Annotated in this window: 19 protein-coding genes and 1 tRNA gene; 11 read left to right on the plus strand and 9 right to left on the minus strand. The window is 59.3% G+C overall.

Annotation, left to right across the window (positions count from 1 at the left end; all coding sequences use genetic code 11):
• Positions 1-40 precede the first annotated feature (40 nt).
• From BMZ67_RS04750 to BMZ67_RS04760, 3 genes are all read right to left on the minus strand, one after another.
• Positions 41-2,683 (minus strand): winged helix-turn-helix domain-containing protein, encoded by a 2,643-nt coding sequence (locus BMZ67_RS04750; protein WP_092020730.1) that lies wholly within the window; start codon positions 2,681-2,683, stop codon positions 41-43.
• A gap of 201 nt (positions 2,684-2,884) precedes the next feature.
• A tRNA-Arg gene (locus BMZ67_RS04755) sits at positions 2,885-2,961 on the minus strand.
• 82 nt (positions 2,962-3,043) lie between these two features.
• On the minus strand, positions 3,044-3,586 hold the full coding sequence (locus BMZ67_RS04760) for a YaeQ family protein (RefSeq protein ID WP_092020731.1): 543 nt from the start codon (positions 3,584-3,586) through the stop codon (positions 3,044-3,046).
• Positions 3,587-3,744: 158 nt separating this feature from the next.
• Between BMZ67_RS04760 and pepQ the strand changes: the two genes are divergently transcribed.
• From pepQ to BMZ67_RS04780, 4 genes are all read left to right on the plus strand, one after another.
• Positions 3,745-5,037, plus strand: a complete 1,293-nt coding sequence (gene pepQ / locus BMZ67_RS04765) for a Xaa-Pro dipeptidase (RefSeq protein ID WP_092020732.1) — start codon at positions 3,745-3,747, stop codon at positions 5,035-5,037.
• A 117-nt stretch (positions 5,038-5,154) separates the two neighbouring features.
• Positions 5,155-5,361: a bacterioferritin-associated ferredoxin gene (locus tag BMZ67_RS04770; RefSeq protein WP_092020733.1), complete on the plus strand. Its 207-nt coding sequence runs from the start codon at positions 5,155-5,157 to the stop codon at positions 5,359-5,361.
• 118 nt (positions 5,362-5,479) lie between these two features.
• Positions 5,480-5,956 (plus strand): bacterioferritin, encoded by a 477-nt coding sequence (bfr, locus tag BMZ67_RS04775; RefSeq protein ID WP_092020734.1) that lies wholly within the window; start codon positions 5,480-5,482, stop codon positions 5,954-5,956.
• Between the two features lie 173 nt (positions 5,957-6,129).
• Positions 6,130-7,482 (plus strand): phosphohexomutase domain-containing protein, encoded by a 1,353-nt coding sequence (locus BMZ67_RS04780; protein ID WP_092020735.1) that lies wholly within the window; start codon positions 6,130-6,132, stop codon positions 7,480-7,482.
• 44 nt (positions 7,483-7,526) lie between these two features.
• Here the strand turns inward: BMZ67_RS04780 and BMZ67_RS04785 are convergent, their stop codons facing one another.
• Positions 7,527-7,871, minus strand: coding sequence for a hypothetical protein (locus BMZ67_RS04785; RefSeq protein ID WP_092020736.1), 345 nt, complete (start codon positions 7,869-7,871; stop codon positions 7,527-7,529).
• 100 nt (positions 7,872-7,971) lie between these two features.
• Between BMZ67_RS04785 and BMZ67_RS04790 the strand changes: the two genes are divergently transcribed.
• Entirely contained in the window at positions 7,972-8,388 is a 417-nt protein-coding gene (locus tag BMZ67_RS04790; RefSeq protein ID WP_092020737.1) for a c-type cytochrome, read from the plus strand.
• A gap of 59 nt (positions 8,389-8,447) precedes the next feature.
• Here the strand turns inward: BMZ67_RS04790 and rep are convergent, their stop codons facing one another.
• The gene (gene rep, locus BMZ67_RS04795) at positions 8,448-10,466 is read right to left on the minus strand and encodes a DNA helicase Rep (protein ID WP_092020738.1); all 2,019 of its coding nucleotides are present in this window, start codon (positions 10,464-10,466) and stop codon (positions 8,448-8,450) included.
• 129 nt (positions 10,467-10,595) lie between these two features.
• On the opposite strand from rep, the gene BMZ67_RS04800 reads away from it, so the two are divergent.
• The 4 genes from BMZ67_RS04800 (at position 10,596) to rmf (ending at position 16,746) form a co-directional block, all read left to right on the plus strand.
• Positions 10,596-12,329 (plus strand): EAL domain-containing response regulator, encoded by a 1,734-nt coding sequence (locus BMZ67_RS04800; RefSeq protein ID WP_092020739.1) that lies wholly within the window; start codon positions 10,596-10,598, stop codon positions 12,327-12,329.
• Between the two features lie 98 nt (positions 12,330-12,427).
• Positions 12,428-14,761 (plus strand): Tex family protein, encoded by a 2,334-nt coding sequence (locus BMZ67_RS04805; protein ID WP_092020740.1) that lies wholly within the window; start codon positions 12,428-12,430, stop codon positions 14,759-14,761.
• Between the two features lie 66 nt (positions 14,762-14,827).
• Positions 14,828-16,384 (plus strand): glutamate--cysteine ligase, encoded by a 1,557-nt coding sequence (gene gshA / locus BMZ67_RS04810; protein ID WP_092020741.1) that lies wholly within the window; start codon positions 14,828-14,830, stop codon positions 16,382-16,384.
• 152 nt (positions 16,385-16,536) lie between these two features.
• Positions 16,537-16,746 carry a ribosome modulation factor gene (gene rmf, locus BMZ67_RS04815; RefSeq protein ID WP_092020742.1) on the plus strand — a complete coding sequence of 70 codons (210 nt, stop codon included), beginning with the start codon at positions 16,537-16,539 and terminating at the stop codon, positions 16,744-16,746.
• Positions 16,747-16,787: 41 nt separating this feature from the next.
• Here rmf and BMZ67_RS04820 read toward each other — a convergent pair whose 3' ends face one another.
• On the minus strand, positions 16,788-17,228 hold the full coding sequence (locus BMZ67_RS04820) for a flagellar basal body-associated FliL family protein (protein WP_092020942.1): 441 nt from the start codon (positions 17,226-17,228) through the stop codon (positions 16,788-16,790).
• A 160-nt stretch (positions 17,229-17,388) separates the two neighbouring features.
• On the opposite strand from BMZ67_RS04820, the gene BMZ67_RS04825 reads away from it, so the two are divergent.
• Together BMZ67_RS04825 and rsd are read left to right on the plus strand one after the other, a co-directional pair.
• Positions 17,389-17,883: a disulfide bond formation protein B gene (locus BMZ67_RS04825; RefSeq protein WP_092020743.1), complete on the plus strand. Its 495-nt coding sequence runs from the start codon at positions 17,389-17,391 to the stop codon at positions 17,881-17,883.
• 92 nt (positions 17,884-17,975) lie between these two features.
• On the plus strand, positions 17,976-18,458 hold the full coding sequence (rsd, locus tag BMZ67_RS04830) for a sigma D regulator (protein WP_092020744.1): 483 nt from the start codon (positions 17,976-17,978) through the stop codon (positions 18,456-18,458).
• A gap of 84 nt (positions 18,459-18,542) precedes the next feature.
• On the opposite strand, the gene bamJ is transcribed toward rsd, so the two are convergent.
• The 3 genes from bamJ to BMZ67_RS04845 all read right to left on the minus strand — a co-directional run bounded on the left by bamJ (position 18,543) and on the right by BMZ67_RS04845 (position 20,296).
• Entirely contained in the window at positions 18,543-19,250 is a 708-nt protein-coding gene (bamJ, locus tag BMZ67_RS04835) for a BamJ family beta-barrel-assembly machinery protein (RefSeq protein ID WP_092020745.1), read from the minus strand.
• Between the two features lie 147 nt (positions 19,251-19,397).
• Positions 19,398-19,772, minus strand: coding sequence for a DUF4124 domain-containing protein (locus BMZ67_RS04840; RefSeq protein WP_092020746.1), 375 nt, complete (start codon positions 19,770-19,772; stop codon positions 19,398-19,400).
• Complete coding sequence (locus tag BMZ67_RS04845) at positions 19,769-20,296, minus strand: TIGR02444 family protein (RefSeq protein WP_092020747.1); 528 nt, start codon at positions 20,294-20,296, stop codon at positions 19,769-19,771. The genes BMZ67_RS04840 and BMZ67_RS04845 overlap by 4 nt, the downstream gene beginning before the upstream one ends.
• Positions 20,297-20,298 lie beyond the last annotated feature (2 nt).

The raw sequence follows: 20,298 nt of genomic DNA on the forward strand, positions 1-20,298 counted from the left end.
CGTTTAAAAACGTGAACGGTTGAGCGTTTCTCGGGTCGTCTCAGACGTCATGTCGTGAGCGGTCAGACTGGCTGGCGAGAAGGACGGCTTCGGTGCGGTTGGCAACACCGAGCTTGGCGTAGATGTTTTTCAGGTGCCACTTGATGGTGGACACGGTATTGCCCGTTTGTTCGCTGATCTGGCGGTTATTGCAGCCTTCGAGCAGCAAGCGATAGATGGTTTGTTCCCGGCTGGTGAGCTGAGCCATGGGGGAGGGGTTGGTGCTCGCAGGGCTGGGACTGAGCAGGTCGCCGTACAGGGCCCGGTAAGTGTCTGGCAGCTCCAGTCCCTGGTCGGTGGCCGCTGACAGCAGGGTATTAAACCCCGGGGCTTCGTCGAACAGGTTGCGGGTCATGTTGTGCAGGCCGTGATCGTGCATAAGGCGATTGACGATTTTTCGGCTGTCTTCAGGGGCCGGGCCTTCGACGAGCAGGCGGTTGGTATCAATCACCAGTGCCCGGGACACCAGGCCGGTATTGGCCAGTTCCTGGCTCAGAACCCGCAGAATCCGTGCGGCAATGGCGGGTCGGCCGCTAGCCCGGAGCCAGTAGGAGGTCGCCAGTCCAAGCCGTTCCCGTTGCTCGGTGTAGCGCCGAGTCTGGTCCCACTCCCCGGCCTGCAATTTCGACGGCAGGCCTGCCTGTTGTGCCAGTTGCTCCGCCCGCTCCTTGTGGCCAGAAAGCCACGCCTGACGCAGACGCTCCGCCAGCAGGTGGCTCAGGAAGCGGTGATTATGGCCAAGTTCCAGAATGTGTTTCAGCTTGCCCAGAAAGTGGGCGGCCTTGTCGGTGTAGCCGGTCGCGAAGAGGCAGCGGGCATAGGTGAGGTAAACCGTGGCGGTGACCTCGATGGCAGAGGTCTTGTTGAGCTTGGGCAGCAGTTCGTTGCACAGAGCGCAGGCCTCGGTCAGCCGGTTCTGGTCGTAGAGCGCGACCACCATGGCGGTGCCCCGGAGGACGCGGTTGGCAACGTTTGCTGGCATGGCGCGGTAGGCCTGCTCAACGTCCCGTGTGGCCTGGCCGGGGCGGCCCAGGCTGCGGTGGCACAAGGCGACGATCAATCCGGCGTAGTCTGCCATGGAATGGTAGCCGGCTTGCTTCAGGGCCTCCTGGCTCTTGCCAGCGTAGTCCAGGGCCTGCTCTGGCCGGGCGTTCTGCAAATGATGATAAGCCGCCATGCACAGGCTCATGGGATAGACGTCATAGTGGCGGCTCTGGCGAACCAGGTCTTCGTAATCTTCACGGTGAATAAACTGGGTGTCGTTCTGGAACAGCTCAAGGTACAGCTCCAGAAACCTCACCAGCACCCGGTGATGATCGGCAGAGATATCTTCCGGCCGGCTCTGGCGAAAATTGTCGAGGATGGCGCCGGCCTGATGGAAGCGTCCGGAGAGGATCAGCGACCACTGTAACGGCAGGACAATCCCGGTTCTCATCAGCAGGGCGCTGCCCAAGAGCCGTTCATCCCAGAACAGGATCCGCGAGAAGTGGCCGGCCCGGGACCAGGCCTTGAATGCGGTTTCCAGGATGTCGCCCAGCAGCTGCGGATCCTTGCTGGCTTCCGCGTGTTGGAGTGCCTGATGGAAGTCGCCGGTGTCCATAAACCAGGCGGCGGCCCGCCGGTGCAACACCGGCACCAGCTCAGGTGACTCGCGCTCCAGGCGGGTTTGCAGGAAACCGCGGAGCAGGGGATGGAACCGGTACCAACCGGGGTCGTGTTCCATCGGCATCAGGAACAGTTGTTGCCGGGCGAGCTTTTCCAGCATCAGCGCACTGCCGGAATGCCGGAGCACCTGATCGCACAGCGGGCCGGTCATCCGGTCGAACAGGGAGCTTTGCAGGCACAGGCTGTAGAGGGAATCCGGTAATCCCCGCAAGACCATATCACCGAAGTAGGCCATCACATCCGGCTGATGGCCGGCAAAGGATTCCAGCGCTTCCTCGCCGTTTCGGCGCGCGGCCAGCAGGGCGAGTCGCAGTCCGGTCACCCAGCCCTCGGTAAGCCGCAACAGGTGATCCAGGGTATTTGCCGATACCGGCGTCTTGTCGAGGGTTTGGCATAGCAGCCGGATTTCTTCGGCATTGAAACGCAGGTCTTCGCTGGTCAGCTCGATCAGTTGCTGCTGCAGGCGCAGTGGGCTTAGCCGTAGCGGCGGCTCGGACCGGCTTGCGATCAGCAGGTGAAGGCAGCCGGGCGGGTCGGACAGCAGGTGATTAAAGGTCTCAATGATCAGCGGGTTGTTCGCCAGGTGCTGGAAATCATCAATCACCAGAATGACGGGGTGTTCGATGGCCAACATGCCCTGACGGAGGGCGTCGGCAATGTCGGCTGGCGCTTCATTGCTGCCCGAATCAAACGGGGTAAAGGCGGTGGGGTCAAACGCTGGTGCTTCCGCACGCAGGGTGTTGCCCAGGCGGCCAAAAAAACGGGCCTGGTTCTCATCCCGCTCATCCAGCGACAGCAACGCCGTGGCCGCGTTCGGGGCCGCGGCAAGCCAGCGCCGGATCAGGGTGGTTTTGCCATACCCGGCGGGCGCAGTTATTAGGGTCAAGCGCCCCGTGGTACCCTCATGCAGTTTTCGTATGAGGTCACTGCGTTCCAGGATGGACGGAAGACTATTGGCCGTCAGTGGTTCAATCAGCATGCTCTTTGTTTTTGTTATGGTGACTGTGATTGGTGAGTCAGTCTGTGGTGCTCAGGATAGTACGTCTGAAGGTGGTTGACGGTTGATCAATTCACATTGCTTAACATTGGTGGCGGGAGGAGAGTGACGCAGTGGTGGTTGGCTTAGGCGACGGGAGCGCAATAAAAAAGCCCACACAAGGTGGGCTCTTTCATTGAATAATGGCGCGCCCGAGAGGATTCGAACCTCTGACCTCTGCCTCCGGAGGGCAGCGCTCTATCCAGCTGAGCTACGGGCGCATTGAAAAGTAACGCGATACGTTAATTTTCGAGGCCGCAATGTTACGTGCGAAGCCCTGTTATGTCTAGCCCCAATGTGGCTTTAGCGCAACGCCATGGGTTCGGGGTCGATCTGGACGTGCTGTTCGCCGTTGCTGATCCCCACGCTGCCATCCTGGATGGTGACCTGAAGCTGCATCGAGCGGTGTGCCAGGGCGGCCAGTTCGGTGCTGGCGTCTTGGGGCAGGTTGACGATGCGGAGGTTGTCGAAGCGGGTCAGCTTGTTGTGGTGTTTGTCCCACCAGATGGGGACGGCACGGCCACCATAGGTGTAGAGAATCACCTGTCGGGCGCGGTTGCAGGCTTTGCGGATACGGCTTTCTTCTGGCAGGCCGAGGTCAATCCACAGCTCGATCTCGTCGCTCAGACTCTTCTGCCACAGGTCTGGCTCGTCGTCGGTGCTGATGCCCTTGGTGAACTCCAGGGTGTCGCTGGCGTTGAGGGCGAAGGCCACCAGGCGCAGCATCATACGCTCTTCGGTTTCTGACGGATGCAGGGCGAGAGTCAGGTGGTGGTCGGCGTAATGGGACCGGTCCAGGTCGGCAATGCTGAGTGTGGCCTTGTAAATCGTGGATTTGAGCGCCATTGGGGAGTCCATGTGAAATTGTTAGCACAGTTTACACCGGATCACCGGCCGGGTGTCGCCCCTCGTTGTGGTGAGCCGGTCGCCGCTTGAATCTGCCGGGTGTGCCGATCAGACTCAGGGCAGTGAATCGGAACTGTGGAACCAACCGGAGCAACATCGTGCCTGAACCTGATCTTGAGCAACTGCAACGCCAGCATATTGAAACGCTCCAGCAGCGCTATTCGAAGGCCCTTGTGGAGACTGGCTACGACGCCCTGTTGATCAGCTCCGGTGCCGCGCCCATGCGCTACGCCGACGACCACGGCTACCCCTTCCAGGGCTATGGCCCATTCCTGCACTGGACCGGTCTGACGGGATTGGAAAACAGTTGGTTGCTGATCCAGCCCGGGCAGGGCGCGCGGTTGCAGGTCCACACCCCGGACGACTTCTGGCACGCCAGTGCGGCGTTGCCGGATGAGGCGTGGGCACGGGACCTGGCGGTTGAGGGCTCGGTGGAGACCGCTCCACCCTTACCGGTGCTAAGCACGCAATTGGCGGTTCTGGGTGACCCCCTGACGCTGGCGGGCGTACCCGGTGACCACAATCCACCGGCTCTGGTGACTGCGGTGGAGGCGACCCGCATACACAAGACCGAGTATGAGATTGCCTGTCTGGCCGAGGCCAACAGCCGTGCCGCTGAGGGGCACCGTGCGGCACGCGCGGCTTTCCTGGCGGGAGAGAGTGAGTTCGGCATCAGCCTGGCTTACCAGCAGGCGACGCAGCAGCGGGAATCCGAAGCCCCGTACCACAGCATCATCGGGCTTAATGACCATGCGGGCATCCTGCATTACCAGTTCTACGATGTGGTCGCGCCTGAGGTCTCTCGGAGTCTGTTGATTGATGCGGGCTATCGTTACCGTGGCTACGGCTCTGACATTACCCGGACCTGGGCTGGCCCAGGCCAGGGGGAGTTCCAGGCACTGCTGGTGGGGTTGGAGGCCCTGCAAAAACGGTTGTGTCAGGCGGTGGCGCCGGGGGTGGACTTTGTGGCGCTGCACCGGAAGACCCATCTGGGACTGGCAGCGTTGCTGTCATCTGCCGGTGTGGTCAAGGGCATGGATGAGGAGGCGATGGTGGCTGAAGGCATCACCCGTGCCTTTTTCCCCCATGGTCTGGGGCACCTGTTGGGGGTTCAGGTCCATGACGTTGGCGGCAAGCCGGTTCCGTCTCCCGCAGATGCTCCCTTCCTGCGGCTGACCCGCACCCTGGAGCCGGGGATGGTGGTGACGATCGAGCCGGGGCTGTATTTCATTCCTTCGCTGCTGGCGCCTGTGCTGGCCGGGCCACTGAGGCATCACCTGAACCAGGGCCTGATCGATATCCTCTCTGGCTGTGGTGGAATCCGTATTGAAGATAACGTGGTGGTGACCGCCGAAGGTGGCCACAACCTGACCCGTGCCTGCCTGCCGTAAGGGCGGTAAGGATGGGGGCTGAAAAGCTGGGCGTTTTTTGTGCAAAAAGGACTTGCATTCGGTGATGCAAATAACAATAATTATCACTAACTTTTGTGACGCCGAGAGCTTTTCCCTATGTACGTATGCCTTTGCCATGGAGTGACCGACCGCGATATCCGTGCTGCCGCAGAAAGTGGCATTGATTCCATGCGTCAGCTGGGCAAGGAGCTGGGTGTCGGTCGCCAGTGTGGGCGTTGTGCCTGTACCGCCCGGGAAATTCTTCGTGAAGTCCGCACCAGCGATTATATGGCGATGGCCAATATGCTGGCTCAACCGGCCTGAGTTCCCGCACCACCAGATTTTCTAACCTCCTGAAGAACAGAAGTTTTCCTTCGCGCTTTTTTCTCGTCATGCTTTCGGTCTATGCTTAATTCTCATGCCCCAGAGATAGGAGACCCTGATGAAAGGTGACAAGAAAGTTATCCAGTACCTGAACAAGGTGTTGGCCAATGAGCTGACTGCAATCAACCAGTACTTCCTCCACTCACGGATGTACAAGGACTGGGGCATTACCAAGCTGGCGGCCAAGGAATACGAAGAATCCATCGATGAGATGAAGCACGCGGATGCGCTTATCGAACGGGTCCTGTTCCTGGAAGGACTGCCGAACCTGCAAGACCTCAATAAGCTGCTGATTGGTGAGAACGTCGAAGAGATGCTGGCGTGTGACCTCAAGCTGGAACAGGTTGCGCACAAGGACCTGATTGAAGCCATCACCTACTGCGAAGAAGTGAAGGACTACACCAGCCGTCAGCTGTTCCGCAGCATTCTCGATAGCGAGGAAGAGCACATCGACTGGCTTGAAACCCAAATGGAACTGATCAAACAGATGGGTATCCAGAATTACGTTCAGCTGCAATCCAGCGCCGCCGACTGATGTCGCTGTTGGGGGTGGCCGCAGCGCGACCCCCGTTGTTTTCCTGTTACCTTCCCGTTTAGTCCTCTCGTCCTACCTGAACTTGTCACGGCTCGTGGGTATAATGCCCGCTCACGGTGACCGGCGGCTGCTCGTCGTTGCCCGGAATGTTTAACCTGGAGAAGTGTCCCACTATGGATTTGTCCTGCTTTAAAGCCTATGACCTGCGCGGCCGTGTGCCGGAACAACTCAACCCAGAACTGGCGGAGCTGATCGGTCGGGCCTACGTGGCTGTGACTGGTGCCCGTAAAGTGGTGGTGGGGTACGACATCCGGCTGTCCAGCCCCGACATTGCCGAAGCCTTGACTGCGGGCCTGATGGCGGCAGGGGCTGATGTGTTTGATATTGGCCTGTGTGGCACCGAACAGGTTTATTTCGCCACGAGTCATTTTGGCATGGACGGCGGCATCATGGTGACCGCGAGCCATAACCCGAAAGACCACAATGGCATGAAAATGGTGGGGCCGGAGTCTCGCCCCATCAGCTCCGACAACGGCCTCAACGACATCCGTGACCGGGTCCTGGAGCCTTTTGAAGATGCACCGGTAGCGGGTCGCCGTGAGCCCCTATCCGCGCAACCCGCCTACATTGAACACCTGTTGGGCTACGTCGACCTGGCGACGCTGACGCCGATGAAAATCGTGGTCAACGCCGGTAACGGTGGCGCTGGCCTGGTGGTGGACGCGTTGGAAGACCAGCTGCCGTTTGAGTTCATCAAGGTGCATCACACGCCTGATGGCAGCTTCCCCAATGGCGTCCCCAACCCGATCCTTGAGGAAAACCGAGCGGCGACCGCCGATGCCGTGATCGCGCACCAGGCAGCCATGGGTATTGCCTGGGACGGCGACTACGACCGTTGCTTCTTCTTCGATGAGAATGGCCGCTTTATTGAAGGCTATTACGTGGTCGGACTGCTGGCCGACCAGTTCCTGCGTAAGGCCGGGGGTGGCAAGGTCATTCACGACCCGCGCCTGACCTGGAATACCCTGGATCTGGTGGCGGCTGCCGGTGGTGAAGCTGTGGAGAGCAAAACCGGCCATGCCTTTATCAAGCAGCGGATGCGGGATGAGGATGCCATCTACGGTGGTGAAATGAGTGCCCACCACTATTTCCGCGATTTTGCCTACTGTGACAGCGGTATGATTCCGTGGCTGCTGGTGGCTGAGCGCCTGTGCCAGTCCGGGCAGAGCCTGTCGTCACTGATTGATGCCCGTATCGAGGCGTACCCCGCCAGTGGTGAGATCAATCGCACCATTGCCAACCCGCCGGAAGTGATTGCGGCGATTGAGCAGCGTTATGGTGCCGACGCCAAATTGGTCAGCCATGTTGATGGCTTGAGTGTGGAGTTCGAAGACTGGCGCTTCAACTTGCGAATGTCCAACACCGAGCCGGTGGTGCGCCTGAACGTCGAGTCCCGCGGTGACCGGGCCCTGATGGAGGCCCGCACCGCGGAATTGCTGGCAGAGATGGAACGCCTGAACGGCTGAAGCGGCGAGGCAGGTCCGGAAGCGGGGCCTGCCTTTTAAACTATTCAGCTGCCCAGACTGTTCCAGGTGTTGACGATGCCGTAGCCCCAGACCGACAGCAGAGTGATGGCAAGGAGCGCAAAGATCAGGCGATGGCGGCCCTGGCGTTCCGGGCTGGCGGACGCAACCCAGCGCAGGTACATCAGGCCGATAAAGCTGGCGAACACCGCCAGACTGGCGGCGGCTGGAATCAGCAGCCAGCCCGGGTTAATCGGGTTTTCCGCTGAGTTGGTGTTGCCCAGCATGGCCATGGACGACACCAGTACGGCAAGGGCGATGAACTCCACGGCAAGCAGCCGTTTGCGCCAGGGGTGGGGGTTCTGACCAGTCTTGGAAGGGTCGATCGGCATTGCTGACTCCATGATTTGATTTGGGTTGGTTTTTTTGACCGGCTGCAGCGGCTATAATGCGCGCAGATTATAAAACGCTCTAATGCGAGGTGCATTGAAGATGAAGAGAGTCCTGGCTGTTGCACTGCTCGGTTTCGGTCTTTTTGCCGGTGCCGCGGTGGCAAGTGTAGAAGATGAAATTCGCGATCGGATTGCTCCGGTTGGCGAGGTTTGCCTGCAGGGTGATGACTCCTGTGGTGCGGCTGCAGCCCCGGCTGCTGCGGCGAATGCCGGCCCCCGCTCCGGTGAGGAAGTATACAACGCTGTTTGTGCCGCCTGCCACGGCATGGGCATCGCTGGCGCCCCGAAAGTGGGTGACGCAGCGGCTTGGGCACCTCGCATTGGCCAGGGTCTGGACACTCTGATGAACCACGCCCTCAACGGCTTCAACGCCATGCCTGCCAAGGGTGGCTGTGCCAGCTGTGCGGATGAAGAAATCCAGTCCGCTGTTGAACACATGGTCGAGCAGAGCAAGTAAGCCTGCCGCTGTGTGATAAAAAGGCAGAACCGAGGTTCTGCCTTTTTTGTGCCTGTTATTCAGACTCCGAGATCACCCAGTAGCGCGCTCAGGGTGGCCTTGCCTTTTTTCTGGTTGGCTTCGACATCCAGATCGCCCTGGCCCTCCCAGCGGATGTCTTCCTCCGGCAACTCATCCAGGAAGCGACTGGGAATGGTCTCGATCTTTTCACCGTACTGCTTGCGCTGGGCGGCGTAGGTCAGGCTCAGGGTTTCCCGGGCGCGGGTAATGCCGACGTACATTAGGCGCCGCTCTTCCTCGATGTTGCCTTCCTCAATGCTGGTGCGGTGGGGCAGGATTTCCTCTTCCAGCCCCATGATGAACACGTGCGGGAACTCCAGGCCCTTGGAGGCGTGGAGGGTCAGCAGCTGAACCTTGTCGCTGTCGTCCTCTTCTTCCCGCTGTTCCATCATATCCCGCAAGATCAGCTTGCTGATGGCGTCCTCAATACCGATCTCATCGGCGGTGCCCTTGCCATCGTCGAGCATGCGCTGGACGGAGTCCACCAGGTACCAGATGTTGGCCATCCGTCGTTCCGCCTGCTTTGGCGTGCCCGAATGCTGATGCAGCCATTCTTCGTATTCGATATCGGTGAACAGTTGCTTGATCACCGGAATGGGGTCTTCTTCGTGTAGCCGCCGGCAGGTGTTGTCTACCCAATGGGCAAACCGGCGTAACCGGTCCAGTCCTTTTTCAGTCACGTGAGATTCCGCGCCAAGGTCGCTGAGGGCACGGAACATGCTGACGTTACGGGAGCGGGCATAGTGACTGAGCTGTTCCAGCGTGCGTGGGCCAATCTCCCGCCGTGGCACGTTGACCACCCGCAGGAAGGCGGCATCGTCATCCGGGTTGATCAGCAGGCGAAGGTAGGACATGGCGTCCTTGATCTCGGTCTTGGAGAAAAACGACTGGCCGCCGGAGAGGCGGTAGGGAATCTGGTAGGCCTGCAGTTTCATTTCCAGCAGCCGGGCCTGGTGGTTGCCCCGGTAAAGCACGGCGAAGTCCCGGAACTCAAGCCCTTGTTTGAGCTTCTGGTCGATGATCTCGGAGGCCACCCGCTCACATTCGGCATCTTCGTTGCGGCAGCGGATAATGCGGATTTCATCGCCGATGGTATGCTCACTCCACAGTGCCTTCTCGAACACGTGAGGGTTGTTGGCGATGACGGTGTTCGCGCAGCGCAGGATGCGGCTGGTGGAGCGGTAGTTCTGCTCCAGCTTGGTGATCTTCAGGCTGGGGAAGTCTTCTTTGAGCTGGGCCAGGTTCTCCGGGCGTGCGCCCCGCCAGGCGTAAATCGATTGGTCATCATCACCAACCACGGTAAAGGCCGCGCGGTCGGCTACCAGCAATTTAACCAGTTCGTACTGACAGACGTTGGTGTCCTGATATTCGTCCACCAGCAGGTAACGGATCTTTCGGCGCCATTTGGTCAGGATATCGGGGCACTCACGAAACAGCTGCACCGGCAGCAGGATCAGGTCGTCAAAGTCGACGGCGTTGTAGGCCTTCAGGTACTGATTGTATTTGTTGTAAATTATGGCGATCCGCTGTTCCCGTTCGTCGGCGGCCTTGCTGAGTGCCTCGCCCGGGCTGCGCATGGCATTTTTCCAGTTTGAGATGGTCATCTGGATGTCTGACAGCTCATCGCCGGCATCGGCACTGCCATCGGTCAGCATCAGATCCTGCAGCAGGGCTTTGGCATCTTCGGCATCAAACAGCGAGAAGCCTGGGTGGTAGCCGAGGTGGGCATGTTCCTGGCGGATCATGTTCAGCCCCAGGTTGTGGAACGTGGAGACCGTCAGGCCCCGAGCCAATTTGCGGTCCACCAGCCGGGATACCCGCTCCTTCATTTCGCGGGCGGCCTTGTTTGTGAAGGTCAGTGCCGCTATGTTGCGACCCGGTATGCCTACTTGTTCAATCAAGTAGGCCATTTTGCGGGTAATAACGCTGGTTTTGCCACTGCCGGCACCGGCAAGCACCAGCAAGGGGCCGTCAACGTAGTGCACGGCTTCGCGCTGGCGGGGGTTGAGGTTGGACACGGGAAACCTGCCAAGGGGAAATCAGGGACCGGCTATTCTACACTACCCGACGACCCTGTACCTTGTTGTTCAATCGGCTATCCTAGTGAGGAAAGGAGAATAAATGCCCTTGGGAATGGAAAATCCATTATGAATCCAGTGCATGAAACTGCCGGCGAACACATCCGTGTATTGGTTCTTAGCCCTGAATATGCTGATTTCCTATGGTATCGCGCGTTCCTGGAAGCCGATGACGAAATCAAGGTTGATGCGACCTGGTGCCCGGACCTGGTGGATTGCGACGATCTGCTGAACAACGCCCTTTTCGATGTATTGGTGTGGGACTGCGTGTTCCATGGCGGTTCCGAACAGGATTTCCTGAGCTATCTTGCAGTCTCCGGCCACGATTGCCCGGTCCTGGCTTTGAGTTCTGAGTCTGCAGATGAGCGTGGCCAGGGCCTGAAAGAGCTCGGCGCGGCCGACTACCTGTGCAAGGCTCAGCTGGATCGCTGGTCGTTGAGCCGGGCGGTACGTTGCCTCTGGTATCGCCAACAGCTGGGTGAGGTTGAACAGGGTCAGTTGCGGCGGGAAGTCGCCAGTGGTTTCATCAACCGTGACCTGTTTTTTGACCGCCTGCAGCAGGCACTGCTGCGGGCTGAGCGAGGCAAACACCGCCTGGCATTGCTGCACATCAACCTCGATGACTTCCGCACCATCAATGAATCCATCGGGTACCAGAACGGGGACCAGCTTATCCTTAAGCTGGCAGAGCGACTGCGGGAGCGCTTGCGTCGGGTCGACTCGTTGATGCGGATTGGTGGTGATGAATTCGCGATCATCGTCGAAAAGGTAGAAGATTCCCTCGATATTACGCAGATTATTCGCAAGGTGGTCAGTGCCCTTGATGAGCCGGTGACCATTTCCGGTGAGCGGGTGGCGATCAGCGCCAGCCTTGGCGTGGCGACCTATCCGGAAGCCGGGGACACGCCGGAGAACCTGTTACGCCGGGCCAATCGGGCCATGTTCGAAGCCAAGCGTGATCCCGGAACCAGCTACCGATTCTACGACCAACAGCTGCATATCAGTGCCGGTTACCAGTTACGCCTGGAAGCCGATCTGCGCAATGCGCTGCGGGGCCAGGAGCTGGAACTGTATTATCAGCCGCGTATTGACCTGGCGACCGGTGAAGTTCGGGGCGTGGAGTGCCTGATTCGCTGGAACCACCCCGAGCGGGGACTGGTTAATCCGGACGATTTCATTCCTGCCGCTGAGCGCAGTGGCTTGATCGTTCCCATTGGCTACTGGGTGATCGAGCAGGCCTGCAGCCGCTTACGTGAGGCGGCCGAGCTGGGTTATCCGGGGCTGGTGTTTGCCGTCAACCTGTCGTTCCGCCAGTTCCACGACCGCAAGATGACGGAGACCATCTTCCGTATCATCTACAATGCCAATGTCGATACTAGCCTGCTGGAGCTGGAATTGACTGAAAGTGCCATGATGCACGACCTCAACTATGCTCGCCGGTGCCTGCGGGAGCTGAATCAGCTGGGGGTCAGCTTTGCCCTGGATGATTTCGGAACCGGCTTTTCATCTCTCAGCAACCTGCAGAACCTGCCCATCTCCCTCCTGAAGATCGACAAATCCTTTGTGCAGGAGCTCGGCCAAAGCGCCGATGCCGAGCACATCATCCGTGCCATCATCAGCCTCGCCCATAGCCTTCAGATCAGCGTTGTGGCGGAGGGTGTGGAAACCGAAAGCCAGCTGGAATTCCTACGCCAGGAACACTGCGACGAGATCCAGGGCTACTACTTTGCCCGTCCGATGTGCTGGAGCGACCTGGTTACTTTCCTGGAAAACCAGAGCCAGGCGGCTTGCCTGGAGCAATGACGCGCGGTACCTTTTGCGCTTTGGTTCCTATCCAGGTGGCTCCCGGGCCGTTTTGACAGTGGTCGGGAGCGCCGTGAGCGCAACATCGTAGAGGTGGCATGAACAGTATTTCCAGGCGCATTGCCGATGAACTCGGAGTCCGTGAGCAACAGGTTGACGCGACGGTCGCGTTGTTGGATGAAGGGGCAACGGTTCCCTTTATCGCTCGTTACCGGAAAGAAGTCACCGGATCCCTGGATGACAGCCAGCTCCGAACCCTGGAGGAGCGCCTGCGCTACCTGCGCGAACTGGAAGAGCGCCGTACGGCCATCCTCAAGAGCATTGATGAGCAGGGCAAACTCAGTGACGAGCTAAAAACCGCCATTGATGCCGCCGATACCAAGAACCGGCTTGAAGACCTCTACCTGCCCTACAAACCCAAGCGCCGGACCAAGGCCCAGATTGCCCGTGAGGCAGGCCTGGAGCCGTTGGCGGACGCACTCTACAACGATCCGACCCTGGATCCGGAAGCCCTTGCCGAAGGTTACCTCAATGCCGAAGCCGGTGTGGCGGATAGCAAGGCGGCCCTGGATGGCGCTCGCTACATCTTGATGGAGCGCTTTGCCGAAGACGCCGAGCTGCTGGGCCAGCTCCGTGATTTCATCTGGAGCGAAGGTCAGCTCAAGGTCACCGTGGTTGAAGGCAAGGAGAATGAAGGCGCCAAATTCCGGGATTACTTCGACCATGTCGAAGCGCTGAACAAAGTACCGTCCCACCGGGCTCTGGCCATTCTGCGGGGCCGGAACGAGGGCGTGCTGAGTTACGCGATCGTGGTGGGTGATGGCGAGGATGACCGTCGCCAGCCTCATCCGGCCGAGCTGCGCATTGCCGCGCGCTGGAACATCCGTGACCAGGGCCGGGCGGCGGACAAATGGCTGTCTGACGTGGTGCGCTGGACCTGGCGGGTAAAACTATCCACCCAGATTGAAACCGACCTGATGGCTCAGGTGCGGGAAGCAGCCGAATCCGAGGCGATCAACGTCTTTGCTGCCAACCTCAAGGACCTGCTGCTGCTGGCTCCGGCCGGCCCCCGGGCGACCCTTGGCCTCGACCCCGGCCTGAGAACCGGCGTCAAGGTGGCGGTAATTGATGGTACCGGTGGGGTAGTTGGTCATGGCGCCATCTTTCCCCACGCGCCCCAGAACAAGTGGGACATCTCCATCGAACAGCTCGCGGCCTGGTGCCGGGAATACAAAATTGAGCTGGTGGCCATTGGTAACGGCACAGCGTCGCGGGAAACCGAGAAGTTGGTGTCTGACCTGATCAAGCGTTACCCGGAGCTGAACCTGGCCCGTATCGTGGTCAACGAATCCGGCGCATCCATTTACTCCGCGTCGGAGTTTGCCTCCCGTGAACTGCCGGATCTGGACGTGACAATTCGTGGCGCGGTTTCCATTGCCCGTCGTTTGCAGGACCCGTTGGCGGAACTGGTCAAGATTGAGCCCAAGTCCATTGGTGTCGGCCAGTACCAGCACGACGTCTCCCAGGTTCAGCTTGCCCGCAGCCTGGATGCCGTGGTGGAAGACTGCGTAAACGGTGTCGGTGTGGACCTCAACACCGCATCGGTGCCTCTGCTGGCTCGGGTGTCCGGGCTCAATCAGTCGATCGCTCAGAACATTGTCGACCACCGCAATCGCAATGGCGTATTCCGTAACCGCAAGCAGTTGCTGGATGTGTCACGCCTTGGTGGGCGGACCTTCGAGCAAGCGGCCGGCTTCCTGCGTATTGCGGGCGGGGATAACCCCCTCGACCGTTCCTCGGTTCACCCCGAAGCCTATGGGGTTGTCGAGGCAATTGCCGCGAAGAGTGGCCGGGACGTGGCCAACATCATTGGCGACAGTTCGTTCCTCCGCAGTGTTAAGGCGGAAGACTACGTAACGGAACAGTTTGGTCTGCCAACGGTCAAGGACATTATTGCCGAGCTCGAAAAGCCGGGCCGGGACCCGCGTCCGGAGTTCCGCTTTGCCACCTTCGAAGAAGGCGTGGAAACCCTGAGCGACCTTAAAGATGGCATGGTTCTCGAAGGCACCGTCACCAACGTCACCAATTTTGGTGCCTTTGTGGATATCGGCGTTCATCAGGATGGCCTGGTGCACATCTCCGCGTTGTCCCATGAGTTCGTCAAGGATCCGCGGGAAGTGGTCAAGGCCGGAGACATCGTCAAGGTGAAGGTGATGGAAGTGGATATCCCCCGTAAGCGTATTGCCCTGTCCATGCGTATGGATGACCAGCCCGGAGAGAAAGCCAAGACCGATTCCCGTGGTTCGGGCCGGGGCGCACCTCGCGGTGGTCAGCGTCAGGGCCGTCAGGGGCAAGGGCAACCTGCCCAGCAAGGTGCCATGGCCGGAGCCTTGGCTCAGGCCCTGGCATCGGCTCGCAAAGGAGGCCGTTAACGGCCTTTACCCAATTTCCGGCGAGGGGCGGGCAGTGCCGTACCCTCGGCGCAGCAGGAGTGGCTCATGGGAGATTCCCGGCACCAGCTTTTCCAACAGTTTGCCCGCGACCAATGGGCAGGCTTCCATAAGGGGATCGAAAAGGAAGGTCTGCGGGTGGACGGCAACGGGTTCATTGCCCAGACGCCGCACCCGCGAGCCCTGGGTTCAACACTGACCCATCCTCGCATCACCACGGACTATTCTGAATCGCTGCTGGAGCTGATTACCCCGGTGTGCGACAGTACCGACGCGGTGTTGGCGTCGTTGTACGACATTCATCACTTCGTGCACCAGCATCTGGGCGATGAAGTTTTCTGGGCGGCCAGCATGCCCTGTGGCCTTGATGGCGATGACAGCATTCCCATTGCAGAATATGGCAGCTCGAACATTGGCCAACTCAAGCACGTGTATCGGCAGGGACTGGCGGTTCGTTACGGGCGGATGATGCAGAGCATTGCCGGTGCCCACTACAACCTTTCGCTGCCCGACAGCTTCTGGGCCCAGTGGCAGTCAGCGCTGGCCGATGAGCAGCCGCTGCAGGCCTTCAAGTCCCAGCAGTATTTCTGGCTGGTGCGCAATTTCCGCCGTCGTAGCTGGTTGTTGATGCTGTTGTTCGGTGCGTCGCCAGCGCTGGACCGGAGCTTTGTTGCCAACGTTCGGCACACGCTTAGCCCTCTCGATAGCTCGACCTGGTATGGTCCCGAGGCGACGTCATTGCGCATGGGCGACCTCGGCTACCACAACAATGCCCAGGCATCGCTGAATATCTGCTTCAACGAACTGTCGACCTACACCTCAACCCTGGCCCAGGCGATCCACACGCCCTGGCCGGAGTATGAGCGTATCGGAACCCGCCGGGGCGACCGGTTTATCCAGATCAACACCAGCATCCTGCAGATTGAAAACGAGTATTACAGCGCGATTCGTCCCAAGCGGACCACCCACCGCGGCGAGAAACCCATTCAGGCGCTGGATGCCCGTGGGGTCGAGTATGTTGAAGTTCGCTGCCTGGACCTGGACCCGTTCTCACCGGTCGGCATGTCTGCACCCCAGATTGATTTCCTCGACCTGTTCCTGCTCGACTGCCTGCTTTCAGACAGCCCAAAGATAGACGATCAGGAGTGCAGCCATCTCGATGACAACTTCAAGGATGTGGTTAACCGTGGCCGGTCGCATGAACTCAGTCTGGTGGACGGCGGGGGATCAACCAACGTTCAGGACGCTGCCCGTGCATTGCTGGAACGCTTGGAACCACTGGCGGCAAAGCTGGACGGGTTGTCGGACGGAGACCGTTACCGTCAGGCGTTGCTGCAACAGCGGCAAAAGCTGGAAGACCCCTCATTGCTGCCGTCGGCCAGGGTGATCGACGCCATGAACGGTGCCGGCCAGGGTCACCGGGACTGGGTGCTGGCCAAGTCTCGGGAGCACCAGCAGGCATTCCGTAAGGAAGGTTTGTCCCCGCAGGTTCAGGCTGAATTTGAGCGACAAAGTGCCGAATCGTTGGCTGAGCAGGAAGCGATGGAGGCGGGAGACACGCAACCGTTTGCCGAGTTCCTGGCGGCCTACCTGGCCGATGAGTAAGTGCACCATGACACTGATTAAAGCGGACCTGTCGCACAAAAAATAAACAGCCTCGTTGTTATATTGGCTGGCCACTGTTAGCTTTTGTTACATTATGTTCAGGTCGTTTGCCTGTACACGGTATGCCGTGACGAGCGTAACAAGGAGGGGGTATGGCTAGGGATGTAAAGCTGGGCTGGGATGTGGAAGCCCTCAACAAGGCTTACCGTCAGGGCTACATGGCTGCAGAGATGGGGATGGCACGGGAACGCTGCCCCTATCGCGGGGATGTGGTCATCGCGGCCTGGGAGGCTGGCTGGGAAGACGCCGCAGCCGTTGCCGTGGAAAATGCCGCCGACGACCTGTTCTCGCGTATTGCCTGATCTTTTCTCAAGGCTGGCAGCCCTGCTGAGGCAGGGCTTGCTTAGCGCTGTACCACAAACGTGGTAAAGACCACGTCATCGATTTGTTCCCCGGTTTGTTGCTCTTCCAAGACGGCGTTGATCCGTCGAACCGCCTCATCCTTCAGTGCTTCTTTTCCTTCATTGCTGGTCAGCCTGTGCAGGTCGGTTTGTTCACCGAAGAGCAGCACCAGTTCGTGGCGGAGTCTGGGCATGTGAGCCTCTACCGCCGCCCGGGTGGTTGGGCTGGAGGCGCGCAGTGTCACCGCAGCTTTCAGGTATTTGAGCTTCTGGTCCGGCGCACCCACGTTGGTGACAAAGTCCGGTTCCATCTCGATATAGTCGGTAACCCTGGCTTCCTCCGCTGTACTGTTCTCCTCGCTGTCATCAGGTGACTCGGCCAGGGCGGGTGAGGTGGTCAGCGGGAGCAGACAGAGCAAGGCGAGTACGCGGAAAAGTGACATAAAGTTCATAAGCTTGATGTTCGGGAACGTTTAGGGTTTATTGCCAGTCAATGCTGGCGGACGCCATCAGGATAGCAGGCCCGGCGCGCCCTTGCAGCGGCAAGGCGGGGCCTGTGAGTTTGTTGGCCATGCGAAGACGTTAACACAAGGGAGCAAGCCGTTGAATCGAAGAGGGGTGTTTGGAGTTGTCCTGGGCGTGTGTGTGGCATTGCTGGCCACTGCGTTCTATATGGAGCATGTGAAAGGGCTGGAGCCTTGCCCGTTATGCTGGTTGCAGCGTTATGCCTTCATGGCCGTGGCTGTCGTCAGCCTGTTGGCCGTCCTGCATAATCCCGCGGGTGTTGGTGCGCGGATCTATGGCTTCTTGCTGGCGTTGTTTTCCGGTCTGGGTCTGGGGCTGGCCGGGCGGCAGTTATGGCTACAGAGCCTGCCTGCGGACCAGGTGCCCGCCTGCGGCCCATCGGTGGAGTACATGCTGGAAGTGTTCCCGCTGACCGAGGTATTGGCAACGGCTATTCGCGGCACCGGCGATTGCGCCGCAGTGGTCTGGCGCTTCCTGGGGCTGAGTATTCCTGGCTGGACGGCGGTGTTCTTCAGCCTGCTGGTGGTCACCGGTTTGGTGCTGCTGCTTCGGGCGCCGGCATCCGACAAATAACCCGGAGTTTCCGGTTGCGGGTTGGCGCCGCCTTGGGGTAATTTGGTTGCAACTGATAACAATAAACCAGATCGCGTCAGTCAGGAGGCGTCATGCTTGAAAATTGCCACAATGCCAAGGAACGCTGGGGTGGGGTCAGTGACCTGATCGATCGCTGGCTCAAGGAACGCCAGGAGCTGATTGTTCACTATTGCGATCTTACGGGAACCGATGCCGCCATCAGTACCGAGGTGCTGGCGGGCAAATTCGTTAGACTCTGCGAAATCCTGGTGGACTATGTGTCCGCGGGTCACTTTGAAGTCTTTGAGCAACTGATCCGTGAAGCCAAGGAGTTTAATGACGGAGGGGTCGAACTGGCTGCCAAGGTTTACCCTCGGCTTGAGGAAACCACGGAGGTTGCCCTCAATTTCAATGACCGCCTGGACGGTGGTCAGTTAACGGGCGGGGATATTCGTACGCTGTTTGCTGAACTGTCTAAACTGGGTGAAACCCTGGAGAGCCGCTTTGAAATGGAAGACTTCCTGATCGAGCATCTGCACAACGTGCATGCTGACAAGGTCATGTCGTCGGCTTGAGCGCAGGGGTATTGCACGACAAGGGCCACCGGAACAGGTGGCTTCCGGCGAGAACTGCGTTCTACGCCGGAAGATAAGGGCGTATTACTCTGGGTTGATTTCCAGCAGTTCTACGTCAAAGACCAGGGTCTCATTGGGGCCGATGCCGCGATTGCCGCCGGGGCCGTAAGCCAGCTCAGAAGGAATGAACAGTTTGACGCGGCTGCCTTCGTTCATCAGCTGCAGGCCTTCAGTCCAGCCAGCGATGACCTGGTTCAGGCCAAACGTGACCGGCTCACCGCGATCGCGGGAGCTGTCAAACACTTCGCCAGAGAGCAGTTCGCCGGTGTAATGCACCTTAACGACGTCGTCAGCCGTCGGCTTCTCGCCCGTGCCTTCTTCCAGTACTTCATACTGCAGTCCGGACTCGGTGGTTACCACGCCGTCGCGCTGACCGTTTTCAGCCAGGAACGTCTCACCAGCGGTTTTGTTGTCTTCCGCCAGCTTTTCCATCTGGGCAACCTGCTCTTCCTGCAGCTTCTGCTGGTACTCCATCAATGCCGTCTGGATCTCTTCCCGCGTCATGCGCTTGGCGGCGTCATCGCCGGCGTGACCATGCTCAATGCCTTGGAGAAACTGATCCATTTGCAGGTCTGGCAGGTCGTTGCGCATCCGCTCGCCGAGGACCAGGCCCATGCCGTAGCTGACTTTCTGACTGTTTTCGGTCAGTTCAGGTTCTGGGGCTGCCTGGTTGGTTGAGGTACAGCCTCCAATGATGCCGGCAGTCGCCAGGGCGATCAGTGTCTTCTTCATTGAATCATCCTTAGTCTTGTTGAGCGGGTGTTGGATAATGGTCAGCAAAAGGTAACTGGTTCAGCGGCGAGATGCCACTGAACATGCGTTAATTGTTTGATAGTTGAGAGACTGGGAGCGGAATGCCCGGGTGGCTGGGCATAAGCGTTAGCTGTCTTTTTCCGGAGAGAGTGCAAACGGTGCGTGGTAGGGCGAGCGCCAGTCCTGAGCGGAGGGGCTGTCCGATGCGCCACTGCCTGGGCGGGAAGGCTCAATAGCAAGGGCGTTCCAGGCGCCTTGCGTCGGTGGGCGGTCGGCATAGTGCCAGCCGCCGTCGCTGTCCTGCCATTTGAAGACAATCTCAGGGCCTTCAAGAGGGATGGGGTTCGGTACCATGCCTTCAAAGGCCGGCATGTCGCCGCCTTCCGGTTTACTTTCCGGGGCGCTGGCAACCGGTTCGGGTTCGCTGATGCCAAATGAGATCAATAGCAGTAGTACGCCGAGGGCGGGAAAGGCAAGTCTGATTAGCCACCGCGTTATCATGGCTTGTCTGCTCCATATGAAGAATCCTGTGGCAGGTGGTGCACCAAGGCATCCAGCAGCCGACCGGTTTCCTGGTCAAAGTTGTGGGTAGGCGACACCGCCCGCAGGTTGGCTCGAATCCGTTCAGCCTGCGTCAGTTTGCCAGTGTCTGCCTTGCCTGGCCGCCTGAGCGACTCATATGCCAGGGCAAGCTCTACCCGTTCTGCTTCCAGCTCGGCATTGGCCAGCTGTTTCCTTAATGATGATAACGCCGGTTGGTGCCGGGGAATCTGTTTTCTGGTCATGCGCAGGGCGTTGGTCATCTGTTCACGCCAGCGCTGGACAATGGCCGCTTCCGTTTCGTAATCACGCCCCTCGACCGCGAGCCAGCCAGCCGCCAGGATGCGGGTAACGCTCCAGTTCCGGGCCTGAAGTTCAAGGCAGGCCTGTTCAACCTTGGGGCAGCTCCAGGCAATCAGTGCATAGCGCCAGAGCGGGTTGTCGAGCTCCAGCGGCGCTGGCAGGTTGTCCCAGTTGTCTGTCATTG

The organism is Marinobacter zhejiangensis, assembly GCF_900114775.1.
GTDB classification, from domain to species: Bacteria; Pseudomonadota; Gammaproteobacteria; order Pseudomonadales; family Oleiphilaceae; genus Marinobacter; species Marinobacter zhejiangensis.